Source organism: Streptomyces sp. NPDC054849 (assembly GCF_053610945.1).
Genome location: NZ_JBSGZI010000009.1, coordinates 65,662 through 85,615, shown reverse-complemented (window position 1 = coordinate 85,615; position 19,954 = coordinate 65,662). Strand labels below are relative to the sequence as shown.

General features: G+C 72.6%; 22 protein-coding genes, 1 pseudogene and 1 riboswitch. Of the genes and pseudogenes, 14 read left to right on the top strand and 9 right to left on the bottom strand.

What is annotated here, in order from left to right:
- Window positions 1-29: 29 nt before the first annotated feature.
- A riboswitch (cobalamin riboswitch) is annotated at window positions 30-183 on the bottom strand.
- A gap of 110 nt (window positions 184-293) precedes the next feature.
- Together ACWGIF_RS06810 and ACWGIF_RS06805 are read right to left on the bottom strand one after the other, a co-directional pair.
- Window positions 294-515, bottom strand: coding sequence for a hypothetical protein (locus ACWGIF_RS06810; protein WP_453492101.1), 222 nt, complete (start codon window positions 513-515; stop codon window positions 294-296).
- 26 nt (window positions 516-541) lie between these two features.
- On the bottom strand, window positions 542-1,825 hold the full coding sequence (locus ACWGIF_RS06805; RefSeq protein WP_453492098.1) for an anion permease: 1,284 nt from the start codon (window positions 1,823-1,825) through the stop codon (window positions 542-544).
- Window positions 1,826-2,135: 310 nt separating this feature from the next.
- Here ACWGIF_RS06805 and ACWGIF_RS06800 point away from each other — a divergent pair, with 310 nt between their 5' ends.
- Together ACWGIF_RS06800 and ACWGIF_RS06795 are read left to right on the top strand one after the other, a co-directional pair.
- Complete coding sequence (locus tag ACWGIF_RS06800) at window positions 2,136-3,266, top strand: alpha/beta hydrolase family protein (protein ID WP_453492096.1); 1,131 nt, start codon at window positions 2,136-2,138, stop codon at window positions 3,264-3,266.
- Between the two features lie 132 nt (window positions 3,267-3,398).
- Window positions 3,399-4,952: a hypothetical protein gene (locus ACWGIF_RS06795; protein WP_453492093.1), complete on the top strand. Its 1,554-nt coding sequence runs from the start codon at window positions 3,399-3,401 to the stop codon at window positions 4,950-4,952.
- A 56-nt stretch (window positions 4,953-5,008) separates the two neighbouring features.
- Here ACWGIF_RS06795 and ACWGIF_RS06790 read toward each other — a convergent pair whose 3' ends face one another.
- Window positions 5,009-5,404: a VOC family protein gene (locus tag ACWGIF_RS06790; protein ID WP_453492090.1), complete on the bottom strand. Its 396-nt coding sequence runs from the start codon at window positions 5,402-5,404 to the stop codon at window positions 5,009-5,011.
- Between the two features lie 63 nt (window positions 5,405-5,467).
- Window positions 5,468-5,928 (bottom strand): annotated as a pseudogene (locus ACWGIF_RS06785) (neutral zinc metallopeptidase); the annotation flags it as partial.
- A 269-nt stretch (window positions 5,929-6,197) separates the two neighbouring features.
- Between ACWGIF_RS06785 and ACWGIF_RS06780 the strand changes: the two are divergent.
- From ACWGIF_RS06780 to amaP, 8 genes are all read left to right on the top strand, one after another.
- Entirely contained in the window at window positions 6,198-7,796 is a 1,599-nt protein-coding gene (locus ACWGIF_RS06780) for an ABC-F family ATP-binding cassette domain-containing protein (protein ID WP_453492087.1), read from the top strand.
- Window positions 7,797-8,201: 405 nt separating this feature from the next.
- Window positions 8,202-8,423 (top strand): helix-turn-helix domain-containing protein, encoded by a 222-nt coding sequence (locus ACWGIF_RS06775; RefSeq protein ID WP_030010789.1) that lies wholly within the window; start codon window positions 8,202-8,204, stop codon window positions 8,421-8,423.
- 157 nt (window positions 8,424-8,580) lie between these two features.
- Window positions 8,581-9,360 (top strand): enoyl-CoA hydratase/isomerase family protein, encoded by a 780-nt coding sequence (locus tag ACWGIF_RS06770; protein WP_453492084.1) that lies wholly within the window; start codon window positions 8,581-8,583, stop codon window positions 9,358-9,360.
- Window positions 9,361-9,560: 200 nt separating this feature from the next.
- Window positions 9,561-9,995: an Asp23/Gls24 family envelope stress response protein gene (locus tag ACWGIF_RS06765; RefSeq protein WP_453492081.1), complete on the top strand. Its 435-nt coding sequence runs from the start codon at window positions 9,561-9,563 to the stop codon at window positions 9,993-9,995.
- 15 nt (window positions 9,996-10,010) lie between these two features.
- Window positions 10,011-10,196: a hypothetical protein gene (locus ACWGIF_RS06760; RefSeq protein ID WP_326591698.1), complete on the top strand. Its 186-nt coding sequence runs from the start codon at window positions 10,011-10,013 to the stop codon at window positions 10,194-10,196.
- 7 nt (window positions 10,197-10,203) lie between these two features.
- Window positions 10,204-10,614 carry a hypothetical protein gene (locus ACWGIF_RS06755; RefSeq protein ID WP_453492077.1) on the top strand — a complete coding sequence of 137 codons (411 nt, stop codon included), beginning with the start codon at window positions 10,204-10,206 and terminating at the stop codon, window positions 10,612-10,614.
- Window positions 10,611-11,165 carry a DUF6286 domain-containing protein gene (locus ACWGIF_RS06750; RefSeq protein ID WP_453492074.1) on the top strand — a complete coding sequence of 185 codons (555 nt, stop codon included), beginning with the start codon at window positions 10,611-10,613 and terminating at the stop codon, window positions 11,163-11,165. Before ACWGIF_RS06755 ends, ACWGIF_RS06750 begins: the two co-directional genes overlap by 4 nt.
- A complete protein-coding gene (gene amaP, locus ACWGIF_RS06745) occupies window positions 11,162-11,728 on the top strand; it encodes an alkaline shock response membrane anchor protein AmaP (RefSeq protein WP_453492071.1) in 567 nt (188 codons plus the stop codon). The genes ACWGIF_RS06750 and amaP overlap by 4 nt, the downstream gene beginning before the upstream one ends.
- A 61-nt stretch (window positions 11,729-11,789) precedes the next feature.
- Here the strand turns inward: amaP and ACWGIF_RS06740 are convergent, their stop codons facing one another.
- From ACWGIF_RS06740 to ACWGIF_RS06720, 5 genes are all read right to left on the bottom strand, one after another.
- A complete protein-coding gene (locus ACWGIF_RS06740) occupies window positions 11,790-12,545 on the bottom strand; it encodes an SDR family oxidoreductase (RefSeq protein WP_453492068.1) in 756 nt (251 codons plus the stop codon).
- A gap of 9 nt (window positions 12,546-12,554) precedes the next feature.
- Window positions 12,555-13,346 carry an SURF1 family cytochrome oxidase biogenesis protein gene (locus ACWGIF_RS06735; RefSeq protein WP_453492065.1) on the bottom strand — a complete coding sequence of 264 codons (792 nt, stop codon included), beginning with the start codon at window positions 13,344-13,346 and terminating at the stop codon, window positions 12,555-12,557.
- A 165-nt stretch (window positions 13,347-13,511) separates the two neighbouring features.
- Window positions 13,512-13,745: a hypothetical protein gene (locus tag ACWGIF_RS06730; RefSeq protein WP_453492063.1), complete on the bottom strand. Its 234-nt coding sequence runs from the start codon at window positions 13,743-13,745 to the stop codon at window positions 13,512-13,514.
- Window positions 13,746-13,841: 96 nt separating this feature from the next.
- Window positions 13,842-14,819: a DEDDh family exonuclease gene (locus ACWGIF_RS06725; protein WP_453492060.1), complete on the bottom strand. Its 978-nt coding sequence runs from the start codon at window positions 14,817-14,819 to the stop codon at window positions 13,842-13,844.
- A 120-nt stretch (window positions 14,820-14,939) separates the two neighbouring features.
- Window positions 14,940-15,575 (bottom strand): TetR/AcrR family transcriptional regulator, encoded by a 636-nt coding sequence (locus tag ACWGIF_RS06720; protein ID WP_453492057.1) that lies wholly within the window; start codon window positions 15,573-15,575, stop codon window positions 14,940-14,942.
- Window positions 15,576-15,700: 125 nt separating this feature from the next.
- Here ACWGIF_RS06720 and ACWGIF_RS06715 point away from each other — a divergent pair, with 125 nt between their 5' ends.
- From ACWGIF_RS06715 to ACWGIF_RS06700, 4 genes are read left to right on the top strand one after another with little or no spacing between them, the layout of a single operon-like run.
- Window positions 15,701-16,498, top strand: coding sequence for an acetoacetate decarboxylase family protein (locus tag ACWGIF_RS06715; RefSeq protein ID WP_453492054.1), 798 nt, complete (start codon window positions 15,701-15,703; stop codon window positions 16,496-16,498).
- 1 nt (window position 16,499) lies between these two features.
- Window positions 16,500-17,384 carry an SDR family NAD(P)-dependent oxidoreductase gene (locus tag ACWGIF_RS06710; RefSeq protein WP_453492052.1) on the top strand — a complete coding sequence of 295 codons (885 nt, stop codon included), beginning with the start codon at window positions 16,500-16,502 and terminating at the stop codon, window positions 17,382-17,384.
- A gap of 36 nt (window positions 17,385-17,420) precedes the next feature.
- Window positions 17,421-18,713 carry an amidohydrolase family protein gene (locus ACWGIF_RS06705; RefSeq protein ID WP_453492184.1) on the top strand — a complete coding sequence of 431 codons (1,293 nt, stop codon included), beginning with the start codon at window positions 17,421-17,423 and terminating at the stop codon, window positions 18,711-18,713.
- Window positions 18,710-19,933: an amidohydrolase family protein gene (locus tag ACWGIF_RS06700; protein ID WP_453492049.1), complete on the top strand. Its 1,224-nt coding sequence runs from the start codon at window positions 18,710-18,712 to the stop codon at window positions 19,931-19,933. Before ACWGIF_RS06705 ends, ACWGIF_RS06700 begins: the two co-directional genes overlap by 4 nt.
- Window positions 19,934-19,954 lie beyond the last annotated feature (21 nt).

Here is a 19,954-nt window from a genome sequence, read left to right as displayed (position 1 = left end):
GTATGTCCTCACTCAGGGTCCGCGCCCTGGTTCGACGTGTCCGGCGGCGAGAGTTCCTGGCTCCCGGGACGCACGCGCGGCGTGCGCTCCCCGGTGACAGTGGCGGGACCGCGCCGGATTCGCACCGGACTTCCTCTCCATGCCGCCGTATTGGCTCGGGCAGTCCACCACGCACCGAGAACGCCCGTCAACTCGCCGTTGACCTGCGGTGCGGTGGGAGCGGGAGATGCGAAAGCTCCCCCCGGGAGAAACCCGGGGGGAGCTTCGCGCCCTGCGCGCCGTACGGCGGCGGATCAGGCGACGATCAGGTAGATCCCATACGTCACGGCGGCCGCGACGAGCGAGAAGCAGAGGTATGCACCGCTGCGGGCCAGGGTGGCGGTGCCGCCCTGCTCGGTCGCGGCCTCGTGCTTGGACAGGCCCATCAGACCCAGGGTGAACAGGGCCACGAGGGCGACGGTGGCGAAGAGGCTGACCCCGAAGACGGAGCCGAGTGCTTCCCAGTCGATCTTCATACTGCCGTTTCCTCTGTGTGTCTCGGTCAGACCGCGGCGGCCGGAGCCGCCGGGGTCGTCGTCGCGGCCGGGATGGTGGCCTTGAGGGCGTCGTCCGTGACCGCGGCGGTCGTACCGGCGGCGGTCATGCCGGCCGCGGCGACGGTCGGCGGGACGGTGACGGCCGCGATCGCCGTGGTGACGACCCCCGGCTCGTGGGCGTCGACCGGCTCCACGTCGTTGACGTTGCTGTGGTCGACGACCTGGCGGCGCGAGATGAGCCAGATGGCGAGGCAGGAGCCGACCAGGAAGACGGTGACGGCGGCGATGCCGATGTCACCGATGCGCATGACCAGTTCGGCACCGGCCGAGACCAGCGCGGCGGCCGGCAGGGTCAGGCCCCACGCGACGAACATGCGGGTCGCGGTGGACCAGCGGACCACACCGCCCTTGCGGCCCAGGCCCGCACCCATGACCGCACCGGAGCACGAGTGGGTGGTGGAGAGCGAGAAGCCCAGGTTGGAGGAGGCGAGGATGACGGACGCGGCCGAGGTCTGGGCGGCGAAGCCCTGCTGCGGCTGCAGGTCGGTCAGGCCCTTGCCCATGGTGCGGATGATGCGCCAGCCGCCCAGGTAGGTGCCCATCGCGATGGCCACACCGGCCGAGACGATGACCCAGACCGGCGGGTTCGAGTCGGGCGCGATCGCACCGCCGGCGATGAGGGCCAGGGTGATGATGCCCATCGTCTTCTGCGCGTCGTTGGTGCCGTGCGCGAGGGAGACGAGACCCGCCGAGGCGATCTGACCGGCGCGGTAGCCCTTGGCGGAGGTCTTCTCGCCGACCTTGTCACCCAGCTTGTAGGTGACCTTGGCGGCCAGGTACGCGGCGATGCCGGCCACCAGCGGGGCGGCGATCGCGGGGATGAGCACCTTGGTGACGACGACGCTGCCGTTGACCGCGCCGATGCCGGCGGAGGCGACCGCGGCGCCGATCAGGCCGCCCATCAGGGCGTGCGAGGAGCTGGAGGGGAGACCCACCAGCCAGGTGACGAGGTTCCAGAGGATCGCGCCGACCAGGGCGGCGAAGATCACTTCTGGCTGGATGCCTTCCTCGTTGACCAGGCCCTTGGAGATCGTCTTGGCGACCTCCACGGACATGAACGCGCCGACGAGGTTGAGCACGGCGGACATGGCCACCGCCGTCTTGGGCTTGAGGGCGCCGGTCGAGATGGTGGTGGCCATCGCGTTGGCCGTGTCGTGGAAACCGTTCGTGAAGTCGAACACGAGAGCGGTGATGATCACGATCCCGAGGAGAAGCGTTATGTGCTCCATTTACCCAGGCTTCTGTTTGACGTCAGTGGTTCGGCGACCGTAGGCAATCTGGGTGAACGGAAGGTGAACTGACTCCGGCGGAGCGGTGTACTGGCACGGGGCCCCATCGTCGCATTCGTCCTGATTCTGTCGGAGATATCGCCATTAATGCACGTCAAAGCCGGGAGAATGAACCCCTCCGTGTGGTGTCGGCGAGGCATGCGGCACCGCTTCCGGAGCCCCGAAAGAGATCTAGATCACCCCACCCCCGGCCTCGGCGGAGCGAGTTCCTCCGGTGGCCCGCCCGACCCGGGGCGCAGACACTGGAGCGGTGCGTACCGCGACAGTGACGGCAGCAGCCGTGACCACGGCCCTTCTGGGCGCCGCAGCGGCCGCCGTCGCGGTCGGCAGGTACGCCGCCGCAGCGGCCCTGCGGCCCGAACCCGGCCGTCCGCTTCCCGGCGGGCCGCGCCTGAGCGTCCACTCCACCGCCCCCGGCCGGGTCGCGCTGACCCGCTCGCTCGCCTCCCTGCGCCCCGGCACGTACGGCTTGGTCGCGCCGGGTGTGCACGCCGTGGTCGGGCCCGTGCTGCCGGACGCCGAACACGACCCCGACACCGTCGTACGGCGGCTCCTCTCCGTCACCCACGGCACCCTCAGCCCCGGAACCCGCGTCGCCCTCACCCCCCAGGTGCACCTCGGCGACCCCCGCACCGCCCTCGGGCTCGACCACGCCGACGTGGACGTCCCCGGGGAGCTCGGCGCTCTCCCCGCCTGGTTCGTGCCCGGAGCCCGGGACACGTGGGTGATCACCGTGCACGGGCTCGGCGCCGGCCGCGAGCACCCGATGGTGGTCATGCCCTTCCTGCACCGCCACCGGCTGCCCGTCCTGGACCTCGGATACCGGGGCGACCTCGGCGCGCCCGCCTCCCCCGACGGCCTCGGCCACCTCGGCGAATCGGAGTGGCGGGACCTGGACGCCGCCATCCGCTACGCGGTGCGCTACGGCGCCCGGCGCGTGGTCCTGCACGGCTGGTCCACCGGCGCCACCATGGCCCTGCACGCCGCCGAGCGCTCGGCGCTGGCCGACCGGATCTCCGGGCTGGTGCTGGACTCGCCGGTGCTCGACTGGCACACCACCCTGCGCGGGCTCGCCGCGGCCCGTCACACCCCGGCCGTGGTACTGCCGCTGGCGGTCCGGGCGGCCGAGGGCCGCGCGGGACTGCGCGCCGACCGCCGGGCGCCGGGTGCGGACCCCGGCGCGCTGCGCGTCCCCGTACTGATCTTCCACGGCCCGGACGACGCGCTCGCTCCCTGGGGCCCCTCGCGCAGGCTGGCCGCCGCCCGCCCCGACCTCGTCACCCTGCAGACCGTGGCCGGGGCCGGGCACGGGGCGATGTGGAACGCGGACCCGACCGGGTACGAAGAGGCCCTGCGTCGCTTCCTCACCCCCCTCATGTGAGCGCCCGTCATGTGAAGGCCGTGTGACGGACCGGGCCCTGCGGGCGTGTTGTCCCGGTCTGCGCCTCCGGTAGCCGGCGGCAAGGGCTGATTCCGTTTGGGCTTTCGGCCAGTGACGGGCGAGACTGCTTCCGTGACGTCCCGAAAGCCTGATGAGCAGTTGGCTCGCGACTCCAGACTCCGACTCGTCTCCCCTCGGTCCGTCGCCGCGGCCCGCAAGGCGGTGACCGACCGGCGTACCCGCCCCGCCCCGAGGCCCCCGGCGGGGACGCCCGCCACGGCCGACCTCGCGAACCGGGCCCGGGCCTCGCTCGCCGATGCCGTACGCCTGACCCGCTGGGCCGAGCGCAACCTCGGCGCCGGAGACGGCGGCAGGCCCGCCCCCACGGGCGCCCTGGCGGCCTCCGACGTGGAACGGGCCGCGGCGGAACTGGGCCTGACGCACGGCCAGATCCAGGTCGGCTGGGACCGCGCCCGACTCGCCGGCCTGGTCGAGGTGCACGGCGGCCACGCCCGGCCGGGCTGGCGGCTGCGCGCCTGGGACCGCGACGACACCGCCGTCCTGCGCGGCTGGGTCGCCCTCTTCGACGCCTGGTCGCTGGTCCACCCCGCCCCCGCCGACATCGCCCCCGCGGCCGTCGCCGAGGTCGTCGAGGCGATGCCCCAACTCCTCTCCCTGCTCCAGCTCTCCGCCGGCCCGGTGACCGTCCCCGACCTGCTCGACCTGCTCGGGCAGCGCGTCACCGAACTGCGCGACGAGCGGTGCGAGATCCCCTACGACGCGGAGCCCGCGTCCGCGCGGACGGCCCCCACCGCCGAACCGGGAGCCCCGGCCCCCGTCCAGCCGGAAGCCATCCAGCCGGAAGCCCCGGCCGCCGGACACGGCGCCCCGGCCGCCGCCGAACACAAAGTCATCGCCGAACCGGACCCGTCCGCAGCCTCCGGATCCGCCGAGACCCGTCCCGTCCCGCTCGCCCGGCTGCTGCGCTGGGCCCTCGGCGGACTCGCCGCCGTGGACGCAGTCACCCTCGGCCCCGCCCGGGCCACGCTCACCCCGCTCGGCAGCTGGGCCGTCTGGGTCAAGCTGGAGCAGATCTGCGTCGCGGCACAGAGCCCCGCCGGGAACATCGAGCAGTCCGCCGCCGCCATGCTGCACGGCTGCGCCCGCCTCACTCCCGGCCCGGCCCGTGCCGAGTACCAGGCCTGGCTCGCCGCCCGGCCCGTCGGCCACGCCGTGGCCGAGCTCCTGCAGGCCGCCCGCGGCGAGGACGCCCTGCTGCGCGGCCTCGCCTTCGAGGCGCTGCGCGTGGTCGGCGCCCCCGCCGAGCCCGAGGTGCGCGCGGCCGTCCGCGAGCCGGCCCTGCGCCCCTATGCCCTGCTCTGGCTCGCCGTGTACGACGGGATCGACCCCGACGAGGCGCAGGACGTCCTCACCGCTGAGGAGTCGACCTGGCTCTGGGTGGACACCGCGGCCGCCATCGCCGACCACGGCGAGGCCGACCTGCTGGCCCGCCACCTTGACTCGGCCGTCCGGACCACCGTCCCCCGGCTGCTGGACGAGATCCGCGCGGTCGGCCATCCGCGCACCGTGCAGGTCCTGGTCGCGCTGGCCGCGGCCCACCCGGACCCTGCCCTGGCCAAGGCGGTCCGCCGGGCCGCCTTCCAGGTCCACACCGGCGGCGCCTGAGACACCCCCTGGCCCCGTACGGTCACGGTTCGGCGGGGGCGGACGCGCCGCGGGTCTCAGACCTGCGGTGCGTACGTCCCGAAGCTCCAGATGTTGCCCTCGCCGTCCCGGGCCATGTAGTCGCGGGAGCCGTAGTCCTGGTCGGTGGGCTCCATCAGGATCTCCACGCCGTGCTCCGCCGCCCGCCGGTGGTGGGCGTCCACGTCGTCGACCACCACATAGACCCCCGAGGGGCCGGCGCCCTCCATGGCCTTGTCGAAGACCCCGCCGGTGCCCTTGCTTCCCAGCATCACCAGGCCGTTGCCGTAGGCCAGTTCGGCGTGCATCACCGAACCGTCCTCACCCTCGTACACCGCGACCTGGCTGAACCCGAAGGCCTCGGTCAGCAGCTTGATGGCCGCCTTCGCATCGCGGTAGACCAGCGTGGGACAGATGGACGGAACGCCTGCCATGACGATCACTCCCTCTCGTGACGGTGACCCGCGTCACATCAGCATGGCAGGCGCCGACGACAGTCAGGGGAAGGTGTCGCACCGGGCCATGTCGCCGGTCCGGCAGCCCTGGTAGAACCACCGCCGGCGCTGCTCGGCCGAGCCGTGCGTCCAGGACTCCGGGGTGACCCGGCCCTGGGTCTTCTCCTGGATCCGAGCGTCCCGGCCAGGTTCTGGACGTGATGCCCGTACTCGGGGGCGATGACGTACGCCTGGGCGAAGGGGCCGCCGTTCGCGCCGAACTTCGTCCGCAGGTCGTCGTAGAACGCCAGGTCCAGGTAGACCCGCCGGTCGGCGGGGCAGTAGAAGGGCCCGACCGCCGAGGTGGCCGCCCCGCAGCCGGTGTTCACGCGGTCCTGGAAGAAGAACGTCGCCGCCGGGCCGTACGTACCGTCGCGCCTGGTGGACTCCTGCCTCCAGAAGTCCTGGGCGCTGTTGACCACCGCCACCAGCCGGCAGTCCTCCCGGGTCCCGCACCGCCGTCCGTCGGTGGAATCGGTGAGCCATGTGCCCTGCGGTGAGTATCAACCCGTTCATCCAGGTCTGCGCCCCGGCCCTCACGGGGGATCCCTGACCCGAACGGGGGACGCGCGCGAGCGGCCCCGGGTGTCGCGGGGCGGACCGGCGGCCCGGAAAGTAGTTGCGCACCCCCGGTAGAATGTCTCCCATGGCAAATCTCCTCGCGGATTAGCGGCGTCGAAGCATCGCGTCCTGCCCCCTCTTCCGCCGTCCCCACCCGCCCTGGAGTATTTCCGTGATCACCGCCACCGGCGTCGAGCTGCGCGCCGGCGCCCGCGTCCTCATCGAGTCCGCCTCCTTCCGCGTCGCCAAGGGCGACCGCATCGGCCTGGTCGGCCGCAATGGAGCGGGCAAGACCACCCTCACCAAGTGCCTCGCGGGTGAGGGCCAGCCCGCCGCCGGCTCCATCGCCCGCTCGGGTGAGGTCGGCTACCTCCCGCAGGACCCGCGCACCGGCGATCTCGAGGTCCTGGCCCGCGACCGGATCCTGTCCGCGCGCGGTCTCGACGTCCTGATCAAGAAGATGCGCATGAACGAGGAGCGCATCGCCAACGGCAGCGGCGGCACCCGCGAGAAGGCGCTGCGCCAGTACGAGCGCCAGGAGACCGAGTTCCTCACCAAGGGCGGGTACGCCGCCGAGTCGGAGGCCGCGACCATCTCGGCCGCCCTCGGCCTGCCCGACCGGGTCCTCGGCCAGCCGCTGCACACCCTCTCCGGCGGCCAGCGCCGCCGCGTCGAGCTGGCCCGGATCCTCTTCTCGGACGCCGACACCCTGCTCCTCGACGAGCCCACCAACCACCTCGACGCCGACTCGATCGTCTGGCTGCGGGACTATCTGAAGAGCTACCGCGGCGGCTTCATCGTGATCTCCCACGATGTCGACCTGGTCGAGACCGTCGTCAACAAGGTCTTCTACCTGGACGCCAACCGCGCCCAGATCGACGTCTACAACATGGGCTGGAAGCTCTACCAGCAGCAGCGCGAGGCCGACGAGAAGCGCCGCAAGCGCGAGCGCCAGAACGCGGAGAAGAAGGCCGCGGCCCTGAACTCGCAGGCCGACAAGATGCGCGCCAAGGCCACCAAGACCGTCGCCGCGCAGAACATGGCCAAGCGCGCCGACCGGCTGCTCGCCGGCCTGGACGCCGTCCGCGTCTCCGACAAGGTCGCCAAGCTGCGCTTCCCGGACCCGGCGCCCTGCGGAAAGACGCCGCTGACCGCCGAGGGCCTCTCCAAGTCCTACGGCTCGCTGGAGATCTTCACCGACGTCGACCTGGCCATCGACAAGGGCTCCCGCGTCGTCATCCTCGGCCTCAACGGCGCGGGCAAGACCACCCTGCTGCGCCTGCTGTCGGGCACCGAGAAGCCGGACACCGGCACGGTCGTCCCCGGTCACGGCCTCAAGCTCGGCTACTACGCCCAGGAGCACGAGACCCTGGACCCGGAGCGCACGGTCCTGGAGAACATGCGCTCCTCCGCGCCCGACCTGGACCTGGTCGCCGTACGCAAGACGCTCGGCTCCTTCCTCTTCTCCGGCGACGACGTGGACAAGCCCGCCGGGGTTCTCTCCGGTGGCGAGAAGACCCGTCTCGCCCTGGCCACGCTGGTCGTCTCCTCGGCCAACGTGCTGCTTCTCGACGAGCCCACGAACAACCTCGACCCGGCCAGCCGCGAGGAGATCCTGGGCGCGCTGCGCACGTACAAGGGCGCGGTCATCCTCGTCACGCACGACGAGGGCGCCGTCGAGGCGCTGGAGCCGGAGCGGATCATCCTGCTCCCGGACGGCGTCGAGGACCTGTGGGGACCGGACTACCGGGACCTGGTCGCCCTCGCCTGACCCCCCGCGGGGTCCGGCGGGGCCCGCTCCGGCTTCCCTCCGGCCCCCCTCGGGCCCCCTCGGGCTCTGATCCAGTTCCTTATGGATCATTCGGCTCAGGGGTGATCCATCATCTGAGTGAGACGGTCTCGTACCGTTGCGCGTCGTCCGCGGGCCCCGGCCGCACCGGTGAAGGTGCGCGGCCGGGGCCGTTCGTTTTCCGCCGTCCCGCCTCTGACCTGGCGATTCCCGGCGCGAGCGGCGAAGTGTGACGCACGTCATGCGGCGGAAGAGAAGATTCCGTTCTGCGCGTGTGTCCACCGCTCGATAAATGCCGTCGTACCGACCTTGCTGAATGGGTGGCCAGGAAGCGTGGGAGGGGTGATCATGAGAAGTCCAGAGCGCACTTCCCATGAGGAGGCACGGGTGGCCGAGACTCTGAAGAAGGGCAGCCGGGTGACCGGCGCCGCGCGCGACAAGCTCGCGGCAGACCTGAAGAAGAAGTACGACTCCGGTGCGAGTATCCGGGCGCTGGCCGAAGAGACCGGCCGGTCCTATGGATTCGTCCACCGGATGCTCAGTGAGTCCGGGGTTTCACTGCGTGGTCGCGGAGGCGCGACACGCGGCAAGAAGGCGGCTACGGCCTGACCCCGGTCCCATCGGATCCAACGCGTCAACGGCTCCAAGGCTTACATGATCCGACGTTTCCTTCGGTGACCCCCGGTCGGCCCTCCGGTCGACTGGGTGGTTACTGTGCAGTCACTTAGGCCGAGCTTGCGGCCGACTGCACACCGGAGGCATACAGATGGCTCTGCTCGACAAGGACGGCGTACGACTCACCGTCGACGACACGGTCGCCACGGTGACACTGACCAATCCGGCCAAGCGAAATGCCCAATCCCCCGCGCTCTGGCGGGCTTTGGCCGAGGCCGGGAGGTTGTTGCCGGGCACCGTCCGGGTTGTCGTGCTGCGCGGTGAGGGGAAGTCCTTCTCCGCCGGGCTCGACCGGCAGGCGTTCACCCCCGAAGGTTTCGAGGGAGAGCCGTCCTTCCTCGATCTGGCACGCGGTTCGGACGAACTGCTCGACTCCACGATCGCCGAGTACCAGGAGGCATTCACCTGGTGGAGGCGCAACGACATCATCTCCGTCGCCGCCGTGCAGGGGCACGCGATCGGCGCCGGCTTCCAGCTCGCGCTCGCGTGCGACCTGCGCGTGGTCGCGGACGACGTGCAGTTCGCCATGCGCGAGACCAGCCTGGGCCTGGTCCCCGACCTGGCCGGTACCCAGCCCCTGACCTCCCTGGTCGGCTATGCCCGCGCCCTCGAGATCTGCGCGACGGGCCGCTTCGTGCACGCCGAGGAGGCGGAGCGGGTCGGCCTCGCGAACCTGGTCGTCCCCGCGGACGAGCTGGACGCCGCCGTGCAGGACCTCACCACCGCCCTGCTGGCCCCGCCGCGGGACGCCGTGATCGAGACCAAGGCTCTGCTGCGCGCCGCGCCGTCCCGTCCGTACGACGACCAGCGCACCGCCGAGCGCGCCGCGCAGGCCCGCCGTCTGAGGGACCTGGCGGGTCTTTCCGACTAGGGCGGCTGCCGGGGCTCCGCTTTCGACCCGCGCCTCACGACGACGGGGCCTGATCCGGCCGCGGCGGCGACGGCGGCGCGCGGTACGGGCGGAGCCGGGGAAACGGTTCCGGCCGACCGGCGCAGTCCTGACGCGTAGCCCCCGGCGCGCGCTTACCGTGGTGGCGAGTGAGTCCGCACACAGGGTGGAAGGGACACGCCATGACCGAATCCAGCGCAGGCGGCGGCTCCGCCAGGGAGCCCGCCGAGCGGGGGCGCACGACCATCGCCGACGGAGTGGTCGAGAAGATCGCCGGGCTGGCCGCCCGTGAGGTGCTCGGCGTGCACGCCATGGGCAGCGGCAGCGGGCTCTCCCGTACGTTCGGGGCCGTCCGCGACCGGGTGCCCGGCGGCGGGAAGGCCGGGGTCAGCCGCGGGGTCAAGGCGGAGGTCGGCGAGGTCCAGACGGCCCTCGATCTGGAGATCGTCGTCGACTACGGCGTGTCGATCCGCGACGTGGCGCGCGCGGTCCGTGAGAACGTCATCTCGGCGGTCGAGCGGATGACCGGCCTGGAGGTCGTCGAGGTCAACGTCGCCGTCGCCGACGTCAAGCTGCCCGACGAGCCCGACGAGGAGCCGGAGTCCCGTCTCCAGTAGCCGAAGGAGCCCGCAATGAGCATGGCGATCGCCGGCCTGTTCGCCGGCATGGCGCTGGCGTTCGCCGGTTACTTCGGCGGTTTCGGGGCCTTCCTCCTGGTGGCGGCCCTCGGCACGATCGGGTTCGTCGCCGGGCGCTTCCTCGACGGGGACCTCGAAGCCGGGGACCTGTTCCGCCGCCGCGACGACCGGCGCGGGTGAGCGCACGATGAGCACCCCGCCGCCCGCCGACCCGTCCCGGGCCACCCCGCCCCCCGCCACCCCGTCCCGCGCCTTCGCGCCCCGGGTGGCAGCCGCCGACCGCGGGGCCACCCGCATCGCCGACCGGGTCGTCGCCAAGATCGCCGCCCAGGCCGCCCGGGAGGCGCTCCCCACGATCTCGGGCGCGGCCCCGCACGCCACCGTCACCGTGCACCACGACATCGCACGCGTACGGGTGAGCCTGGAGCTCGACTACCCCTCCGACCTCGCCGCCCAGTGCGCGGCCGTGCGCCGCCAGGTCGCCCTGCGCATCGAGGAGTGCGCGTCGATGTCGGTACCCGAGGTGGACGTCGACATCGAGCGCCTGCACTCCACCCACACCCGGACCTCCGCCGGGCGGGACCGGCGGCTGAGGTGACGGCCCCCGCCGCAGGCCGCGCCGCCCGGTTCCGCTCCGCCCGGCGCATCCCCGCCGCGCTCACCGCCCTGGTCCTGCTCGGCGTGGCGGTGCTGTTCCTCTACGACCTGGCCGCCGTACTCACCGACCGGCCCGGCATGCGCTGGCGCCGCGAGCTCGTCCACCAGCTGGAGACGCGAACCCCCGCGGACCTGGCGGTCCAGCTGACAGGCGGGGCCCTGGCCCTGGCCGGGGCGGCACTCCTGCTGCTCGCGCTCGCTCCCGGTCTCCGCGGGATCCTGACGATGCGGAACCCGGAGCCCCACGCGGGCGTACGGGCCGGGATCGGGCGCAGGGACACCGCCCAGGTCCTGCGGGACCGGGCGATGGAGGTGTCCGGGGTGCGCTCGGTCCGGGTCAAGGTGGGCCGGTCCCGCATCGGGGTACAGGCCACCTCGCACTTCCGCGAGCTGGCCGACGTACGGGCCGACCTGGACGCGGTACTCGCCGTCGGCATCGAGGAACTGGGCCTCGCGCACCCGCCGCAGGCGCGGGTACGGGTCAGGAGGTGAGCGGGTTGCTCGGAGCGGTGAACCGGACCCTGCTGGGGGTGGTCGGAGCGGTCCTGCTCGCGGCCGGGGCCGTGCTGCTGACGGCCTCGTGGCCGCTGCACGGTCGGCATGCGCCCCTGCTGACCGAGGAGGCCAGGGGCCGATACGTGCAGGCCGAGGACTGGTGGTGGTGGGCGGTGCTCTCCGGGCTCGGCCTGTGCGTCGTGCTGGCGCTGTGGTGGCTGCTGTCCCAGCTGCGGCGCTCGCGGCTGCCGGCGGTGGTCGTGGACACCGGGGACGGGGCGTTCGCCCTGCTGCGCGGGCACGCGCTGGAGGCGGCGGTGGCCGCGGAGGCCGGCGCCCTGGAGGGGGTCGCGCGCTGCAGGGTCGCCCTGCGCGGGCGGCGCGGGTCGCCCGCCCTGCGGGTCGCGCTCGAACTGGAGCCCCACGCGGTCCCCGCCGACGCCCTGGCCGCCGTGGCGGGTCAGGTCCTGAGCCATGCCCGGACCTCGGCGGGCCTCCCGGAACTCCCGGCGGAGGTCCGCCTCACGGTGACGTCGCACCGGGCCCAGCGCGTCACCTAGGCCCCCGACCCCGGCCCCCACGCCCCCCACGACGGCGAGCCTGAAGCCGGGAGACGTCCGGTCAGAAGCCGTGGCGGGAACCGCCGTCGACCGGGAGCATGACGCCCGTGAGATACGAGGCCGCCGGGGAGAGCAGGAACGCCGCCGTGCGGCCGAACTCCTCCGGAGTGCCGTACCGCCGCAGCGGGATGCGGGACTCGTTGCCCGCGCGCGCCGCCTCCACGTCACCGGACAGCGCGTCGAGCTCACGCACGCGGTCGGTGTCGATGCGCGCCGGAAGCAGGCCGACGACCCGGATCCCGCGCGGGCCGAGATCCACCGACAGGGACTTCGCGAAGCCCGCCAGGCCCGGGCGCAGGCCGTTGGAGATGGTCAGGCCGGGGATCGGCTCGTGGACCGAGCCCGACAGGACGAAGCCGATGACCCCGCCCTCGCCCAGCTCGGCGGCCGCCGCCCGCGCCAGGCGGACCGCGCCCAGGAAGACCGACTCGAAGGCCGCCGACCACTGCTCGTCGGTGTTGTCGGCCGCGGAGCCCGGGGCCGGTCCGCCGACGCTGATGAGGATGCCGTCGAAGCGTCCGAAGCGCTCGCGCGCGGTGGCGACCAGCCGGCCGGCCGCCTCGGGGTCGGCGTTGTCGGCCGCCACACCCGCCGCGTTCGGCCCGAGCGAGGCCGCGGCGTCGGCCGCCCGTTTCTCGTCCCGGCCCGTCAGGAGGACCTTCGCGCCGTCGGCGGTCAGTTCCCGGGCGGAGGCGAAGCCGAGGCCGCGCGTGGCCCCGGTGACGATGTAGACACGGTCTTTCAGTCCAAGATCCATGCCGACACGCTACGCCGTCGCGGGTTCCTGTTCGGCTGCTTCCGCGGCGGCCGCCGCTTCCTCGCGGTCGCGCTTCTCCCGCCGTACGAGGACCAGCCAGCCCACCGGAACCCCGGAGGCGAACAGCCACCACTGGACGGCGTACGCCATGTGCGCGCCGATCGAGTCGTGGTCGGGGTCGGCGACCGTCTCGGGGCCGCCGTCGGTCTGGGACGGGCCCTCGAGTTCCAGGTATCCGCCGAGGACCGGCCGTCCCAGGTACTCCGCCTGCTGCGCGCTGTTGATCAGCATCACCTGACGGTCCGGCAGGCCCTGGCGGTCCTTGATGCCGCTGCCGCCGCTCGTCTCGTCGGCCTTCAGCCGGCCGGTGACGGTGACCTCGCCCGCGGGTGCCGCCGGCACCGGCGGGTAGGCGCGGGGGTCGTCGCCGCCCGGCACCCAGCCGCGGTTGACCAGCACCACCCGGCCGTCGGGGAGGACGAGCGGGGTCACGACGTGGAAGCCGACCTTGTCGTCGTTGTTGGTCCGCAGCCGTACGACCACCTCGTGCGCGGTGTCGTACGTGCCGGTCGCGGTGACCGCACGCCAGAAGTCCGCACGGGGCACCCGGTGGCCGGGGGAGGTGACCTCGGTCATGGGAACCGGCTTTGCCCGCAGGTTCTCCTCGATCAGCTGGTTCTGCGCGACCCGGTGCTCATGGCGGTGGTACTGCCAGAACCCGAGCTTGATCATCACGGGGATGAGGACGAGGGCGATGAGGGTCAGGCACACCCACTGCCGGGTCAGCACAAAGCGGTACACGCCCACGACGGTACCCCCAGCGCGCGGGACCCCGGCGGCCGGGTGGCCGTCCGGGGTCGGGACGACGGGACGGGGGACGACGGGACGGGGGACGGGGCGGACGGGGCGACGCCCCGCGGGAGCGCGGGGGCGCGGGGGCGAAGAGGCCCGCGGGGTGCGGGGGAGTCAGACGTGGTCGACGATGCCCACCTTCCCCTCCGCGCGGGCGCAGTGCGCCCCGCAATACCACTGGCCCTCGACCTCGACGCCCTGCCCGATGATCGAGACCCGGCAGTGCTCGCAGACGGGCGCCATGCGGTGGATGGCGCAGGAGAAGCAGTCGAAGACGTGCACAGCGCCCTGCGCGTGCACCTCGAAGGACATGCCGTAATCGTTTCCGCAGACCTCACAACGTGCCATGCGCCGAATGCTGCGCACGGGGAGGGACCGGAACAAGATCCAGCCGGGTGAGTCGCCGCGCCTGCACCCGAGCGGCGCAACGACGCCCGCGTGGGCTCAGGACTCCGCCGGGGCCACATCCCGCAGCAGCTGCGTGAAGGCCGCCTCGTCGACGACCGGCGTACCGAAGGACTTCGCCTTGACCGTCTTGGAGGTCGCCGAGTCGGGGTCGTTCGTCACCAGGAGGCTGGTGAGCCGCGACACACTCGTCGCGATGTGCAGGCCCGCCTCGACCGCCCGGTCCTCCAGCAGCTCCCGCTCGACCGAGGTGTCACCGGAGAAGGCGATCCGCATGCCCTGCTTCAGCGGCTCGCCGTCCTCGTAGCGCCCCGGATTCGGGTGCGGGCACGGCGGCCGTTTGCGCGAGGGCCGCCAGCTGCCGCCCCGGTACGAGGCCTGGTAGCCCACCCGCGGAGCGGCGGCCGAGTCCGACCACTCCGTCAGCGGCCGGCATTCCAGCAGGGGCAGCCGTACGCCGTCGCGTGCGGCCGCGTGCAGCGAGGGGCGGAACGCCTCCGCCAGCACCCGGGCGTCGTCGAGCGCGTGGTGGGCGCGCTGCTGGACCACGCCGAAGTGCGCGGCGAGCGACTCCAGCTTGTGGTTGGGCAGCGGAAGATTCAGTTCCTTCGACAGGGCGATGGTGCACAGCCGCTGACGGACCGGCGCGGTATCGGCGGCCCGCGCGTACTCCCGGGCGATCATCTGCCAGTCGAAGATGGCGTTGTGCGCGACCAGCACCCGGTCCGCGAGCCGGCCGGCGAACTCCCCTGCGATGTCCTTGAAGAGCGGGGCGTCGGAGAGCATCGCACTCGTCAGCCCGTGGATCCACACCGGTCCCGGGTCGCGCTGCGGATTGACCAGGGTGTACCAGTGGTCCTCCACATTGCCCTGAGCGTCGAGCCGGTAGACGGCGGCGGAGACTATCCGGTCGTCGCGAGCGAGCCCGGTGGTCTCCACGTCGACGACCGCGTACCCCTGTGGGTACGCGGTCGGCCACATCGTCTCTGCGGTCGTACGGTCGTCGAGCATGGTCACAGAGGATATCGGCCCCGACTGACAGCCGTGGCCGCGACGGCCTCCTCCGGCGCCCGCCCGCAGGGCCTTGCCCGCCCGGGGCCGTTGTGGGCCGGACGGTCCCGGGGCGCGCCGCGCGGTTCAGCGCGGCGGGCCGGCGCCCGGCGTGAGGAGGGCGTGGACGAGGGCCCGTACGGAGAGCAGGAACAACCGCTCCGGATCCGCCGGGCGGGCCAGGGCGCGGGCCAGCGCCGGGTCGTGGGGGGCCGCGGCCGGGTCCCACAGTTCGCTCTCGGCCGGGGACTGCGCGGGGGAGCGCTCGCGATTGCGCTCGACGAGCAGGAAGCCGACGATCTGGAACTGTACGGCGCGCACCGCGTCGGCCGCCCGGGCGCCGCGCAGACCCGCGGCGTGCACCTCGTGGACCAGCGCCTGCTGGGCGGGCAGGAACATCCGCTCGGTGAGTCCGCGTTCGTGGACCATCGCGATCAGGTGCGGGCGATCGCGCAGTTCGCGGCGCAGGATCCGGGCCACCGACAGGATGCGGTCGGCGGGGGTGCGGCCGGCGGGCCTGATCGCGCCCATCTCCTCCACGGTGCGCTGCACGAGGGCGTCGAGCAGCGATTCGCGGTTGCCGACGTGCCAGTAGATGGACGTCACCGCGGTGCCCAGCTCGGCGGCGAGCTTGCGCATCGTGAGGGCGGCCGGCCCATGCTGCTTGACCAGGGACGCGGCGGCGTCCAGCACCTCGTCGCGGGTCAGCGTGTTTCTGGCCATGGAGCCGGCCCACCTTTCTGTCGGATCGTCAGTTCTGGTGCGTGCAGGGGCCTTTACCCTTCATCGGTGGCGGTGTAACTGTGTTACAGAAGCGACTCCCCCCGAGACGAGGGATGGTGCGAGACATGGCACGCGTACGGTACGGAGCGCGGACCGACGCCGAGATCGCGGCGTCGCGCGAGAAGAGTTCCAAGCTCCCCGACATCTGGTCCACCGGTGTGGTGGCCGTCTGGGAGAGCGACCCCGACGTGGTGGCGGCGGTCCTGCCGCCGCCGCTCAAGCCGGCCGAGCGGCCCCTCGTACGGGCCAACATCAGCAAGGTCGACCTGCCGGGCTACCCGCTCGGCGCCGGCTCGGTGGCCGTCGCCGCCCGGCACGGCGGGGTCGAGGGCTGGTACCCGCTCGTCATGCCGATGACCCACGAGCGTGCCCTGGTCGGCGGCCGCGAGGTCTTCGGCGAGCCGAAGAAGCTGGGAGAGGTCACCGTCGAGCGCGACGGTCTCGTCGTCCGGGCCTCCCTCGCCCGGCACGGGATCGCCTTCGTCGAGGTGCGCGGCGCGGTGGACCGCGCGCTGCCGCTGCCCGAGCCCACCCGGAAGACCGACTTCTACTTCAAGTTCCTTCCCGCCGTGGACGGTTCCGGCTTCGACGCGGACCCGGTGCTCGTGCACTGCACGCGCAACGAGAAGGTCCGCAAGCTGGAACACATCACCGGGGACGTCGTCCTGCGGGAGTCGATGTTCGACCCGATCGCCGACCTCCCCGTCCGCCGGATCGTGGAGATCACCATCGGCGAGAAGACCACCGACCAGAAGGGCCGGGTCGTCGAACGGGTCAGCGCCCGGTCCCTGCTCCCGTACATCCACCAGCGCTACGACGACCCGATGCAGATCCTCGACGGTCCGCCCGAGGGGAGTGTGTGACATGCGACTCGAACCGGGACAGGTGGCCGTCGTCACCGGAGCCGCCGGCGGCATCGGCCTCGCCATGGCCCGCCGCTTCGCCGCCGAGGGACTCAAGGTGGTCCTCGCCGACGTGGAGGAGGGCGCCCTGCGCAAGGCCGCCGGGGAACTCGGCGCGGAGGGGGCCCAGGTGCTCGCCCGGTCCGTGGACGTCGGCGACCGTGACTCCGTGCTGGCGCTGGCCGACGCGGCGTACGAGACCTTCGGCGCCGTCCACGTGCTCTGCAACAACGCGGGCGTCGGCTCCGGCGCCGAGGGCCGGATGTGGGAGCACGAGCCCAACGACTGGAAATGGGCCTTCTCCGTCAACGTGTGGGGCGTCTTCCACGGCATCCAGGCCTTCGTCCCCCGCATGATCGCGGGCGGCGCGCCCGGCCACGTCGTCAACACCTCCTCCGGCGACGGCGGCATCGCCCCGCTGCCCACCGCCTCCGTGTACGCGGTCACCAAGGCCGCCGTGGTCACCATGACCGAGTCGCTGTACGCCCACCTCAAGGCCGAGGGCGCCGCCGTCGGGGCGTCCGTCCTCTTCCCGGGACCGCACATGCTGCGCACCGGCCTCTGGGAGTCGCACCGCAACCGGCCCGAGCAGTACGCGAAGGAGCGCCCGCGCAAGTCCCCGTACCGCAGCCTCGATCAGTACGAGGCGGCGATGAGGAAGTCCGGCCACGAGGTGCACTTCACCCCCGTCGAGGAGGTCGCCGAGCACGTCGTCGACGGCATCCGCGCCGACCGCTTCTGGATGCTCCCGGACAGCGAGCACAGCGACCGGCAGATCCGCGCCCGGTCGCAGTCCATGCTCGACCGGTCCAACCCCGCCTACCTGGAAAGCTTCATCCTCGACTGAGGGGCGTTCGTCGTGAGTGACATCGTGAGTGACCTCGTGAGCGACACACCGTACGAGGACCCGTACCTGATCATCTCCTCCGACTGCCACGCGGGCCTGCCCACGGAGCAGTACCGGCCCTACCTGGATTCCCGCTTCCACCCGCAGTTCGACGACTTCCTCGGAGAGCGCGACGCCCGCCGCGCCGAGGCCACCCGCCTCGGGGTCCGCAACGAGGCGTTCGCCGAGAAGTGGTTCCACGACCACGAGGAAGGCCTCAAGGGCGGCTGGGACACGGGCCGGCGGCTGAAGGAACTCGACGGCGACGGCGTGGCCGCCGAGGTCGTCTTCCCCGACGCGGACGCCGTCGACAGCCAGACCGCGGCCCCCTTCGGCGTGGGCCTCGGCCTCTCCGGCGACCAGGACCCCGAACTCGGCATGGCGGGCGCGCAGGCGCACAACCGATGGCTGGCGGAGTTCGTCTCCAGGACCCCCGAGCGGCACTGCGGGGTGGCCCTGCTCCCCATCACGGGCGAACCGTCGAAGGTCGTCGCGGAGATCCACCGGGCCAAGGAGTCCGGGCTGGGCGCGCTGATGATCCCTGCGATGTGGGTGGACAAGGCGCCCTACCACGACCGACGCTACGACCCCGTCTGGGCCGCGGCGGCCGAGACGCAGATGCCGATCGTCACCCACTCCGGGTCCTCACCGCGCCACGAGTACGGCGACCACCTGGGCATCTTCGTCTCCGAGGTGACCTGGTGGCCGGCCCGCCCGCTGTGGTTCCTGCTCTGGTCGGGGGTCTTCGAGCGCCACCCGGGCCTGAAGTTCGGCGTCGCCGAGTCGGGCTGCTGGTGGCTGCCCAACCAGCTGTGGTTCATGGACCGGCTCTACCTCGGCGCGCACGGCGGCAAGAAGCTCTCGCCGTTCGAGGAGCTGAAGCGGCCGCCGAGCGAGTACCTGGACCGCCAGGTCTTCATCTGCGCGACCAACACCAAGCGCCGCGAGCTGGCGCAGCGCTACGAGATCGGCGTGGACAACATCCTGTGGGGCTCTGACTTCCCGCACCCCGAGGGCACCTGGCCGGACACCCGGAACTGGCTGAGGAAGACCTTCCACGACATCCCGGTCGCGGAGACCCGCCGGATGCTGGGACTGGCGGCGGCCGAGGTCTTCGGCTTCGACACCGCCGAGCTGGCCCCGATCGCCCGCCGGATCGGGCCCACCCCGGCCGAGCTGGGCCAGTCCCCGGACCAGGCGGCGGTGGAGGCCTCCTGGGCCCGCTCCCGCGAGGTGGGCCGGCACTGGCTGACGGAGCACGACTTCCCGGTGCTGGGGGTGAGCCCGTGACCGCCGCGGAGCGCTACACGGTCATCTCGGCGGACTGCCACGCCGGCGCCGACCTGCTGGATTACAAGCCGTACCTGGAGAAGCGGTACCACGACGACTTCGACGCCTGGGCCGCCACGTACGTGAACCCGTACGAAGACCTCCTCGCGGACACGGCGGACCGCAACTGGAACTCGGCGCGGCGCCTGGCGGAACTGGAGGCGGACGGCATCGTCGCCGAGGTCGTCTTCCCCAACACCATCCCGCCGTTCTTCCCCAAGGCCTCCCTGATGGCCCAGCCGCCGACGGCATCGGAGTACGCGATGCGCTGGGCCGGGCTCCAGGCCCACAACCGCTGGCTGGCGGACTTCTGCGCGGACGCGCCGGGCCGGCGCGCGGGCGTGGTGCAGATCCTCCTCAACGACGTGGACGCGGCGGTGCAGGAGATCCGCCGCACGAAGGAGGCGGGCCTCACGGGCGGCATCCTGCTGCCCGGAGTCCCGCCCGGCTCCACTGTCCCGGAGCTCTACTCGGCCGCGTACGACCCGATCTGGGCGGTGTGCGACGAATTGGACGTCCCGGTCAACCACCACGGCGGCTCGGCCTCGCCCCCGCTGGGGGACGAACCCGCCGCCCGCGCCGTCTTCATGGTGGAGACCACCTGGTTCTCGCACCGCGCCCTGTGGCACCTCGTGTTCGGCGGCGCCTTCCGCCGCCACCCCGGCCTCAAACTGGTCCTCACCGAGCAGGGCTCGGGCTGGATCCCGGGCGTGCTGGAGATGCTGGACTACTACCACGGCCGGCTGGTCGCGGCGTCGGCCACGGCCGAGTCCAAGTTCGGGGCGGGCCTCGCGGACTCGATGGGCAGGGGCCCGAGCGAGGTCTGGAGGGACAACTGCTTCGTGGGAGCCAGCTTCATGCGCCCCCACGAGGTCCCGCTGCGGGACCGGATCGGCCTCGACAAGATCATGTGGGGCAGCGACTACCCCCACGACGAGGGCACCACCCCCTTCTCCCGCGAAGGCCTCCGCATCGCCTACGCGGGCCTGCCGCGGGAGGAGGTCGCCGCGATGGCCGGCGGCAACGCGGCCCGCGTCTACGGCTTCGACCTGGGGCTGCTGGACGCGCTCGCGGCGAAGCACGGCCCGCTGGTGTCGGAGATCGCGGAGCCGCTGACGCGGATCCCGCCGGAAGCCACGAGCCCGGCCTTCGCCAAGGGCGGCTCGGTGCGGGTCTGGTGACGTGTCCCTCCGGGGCGGTCC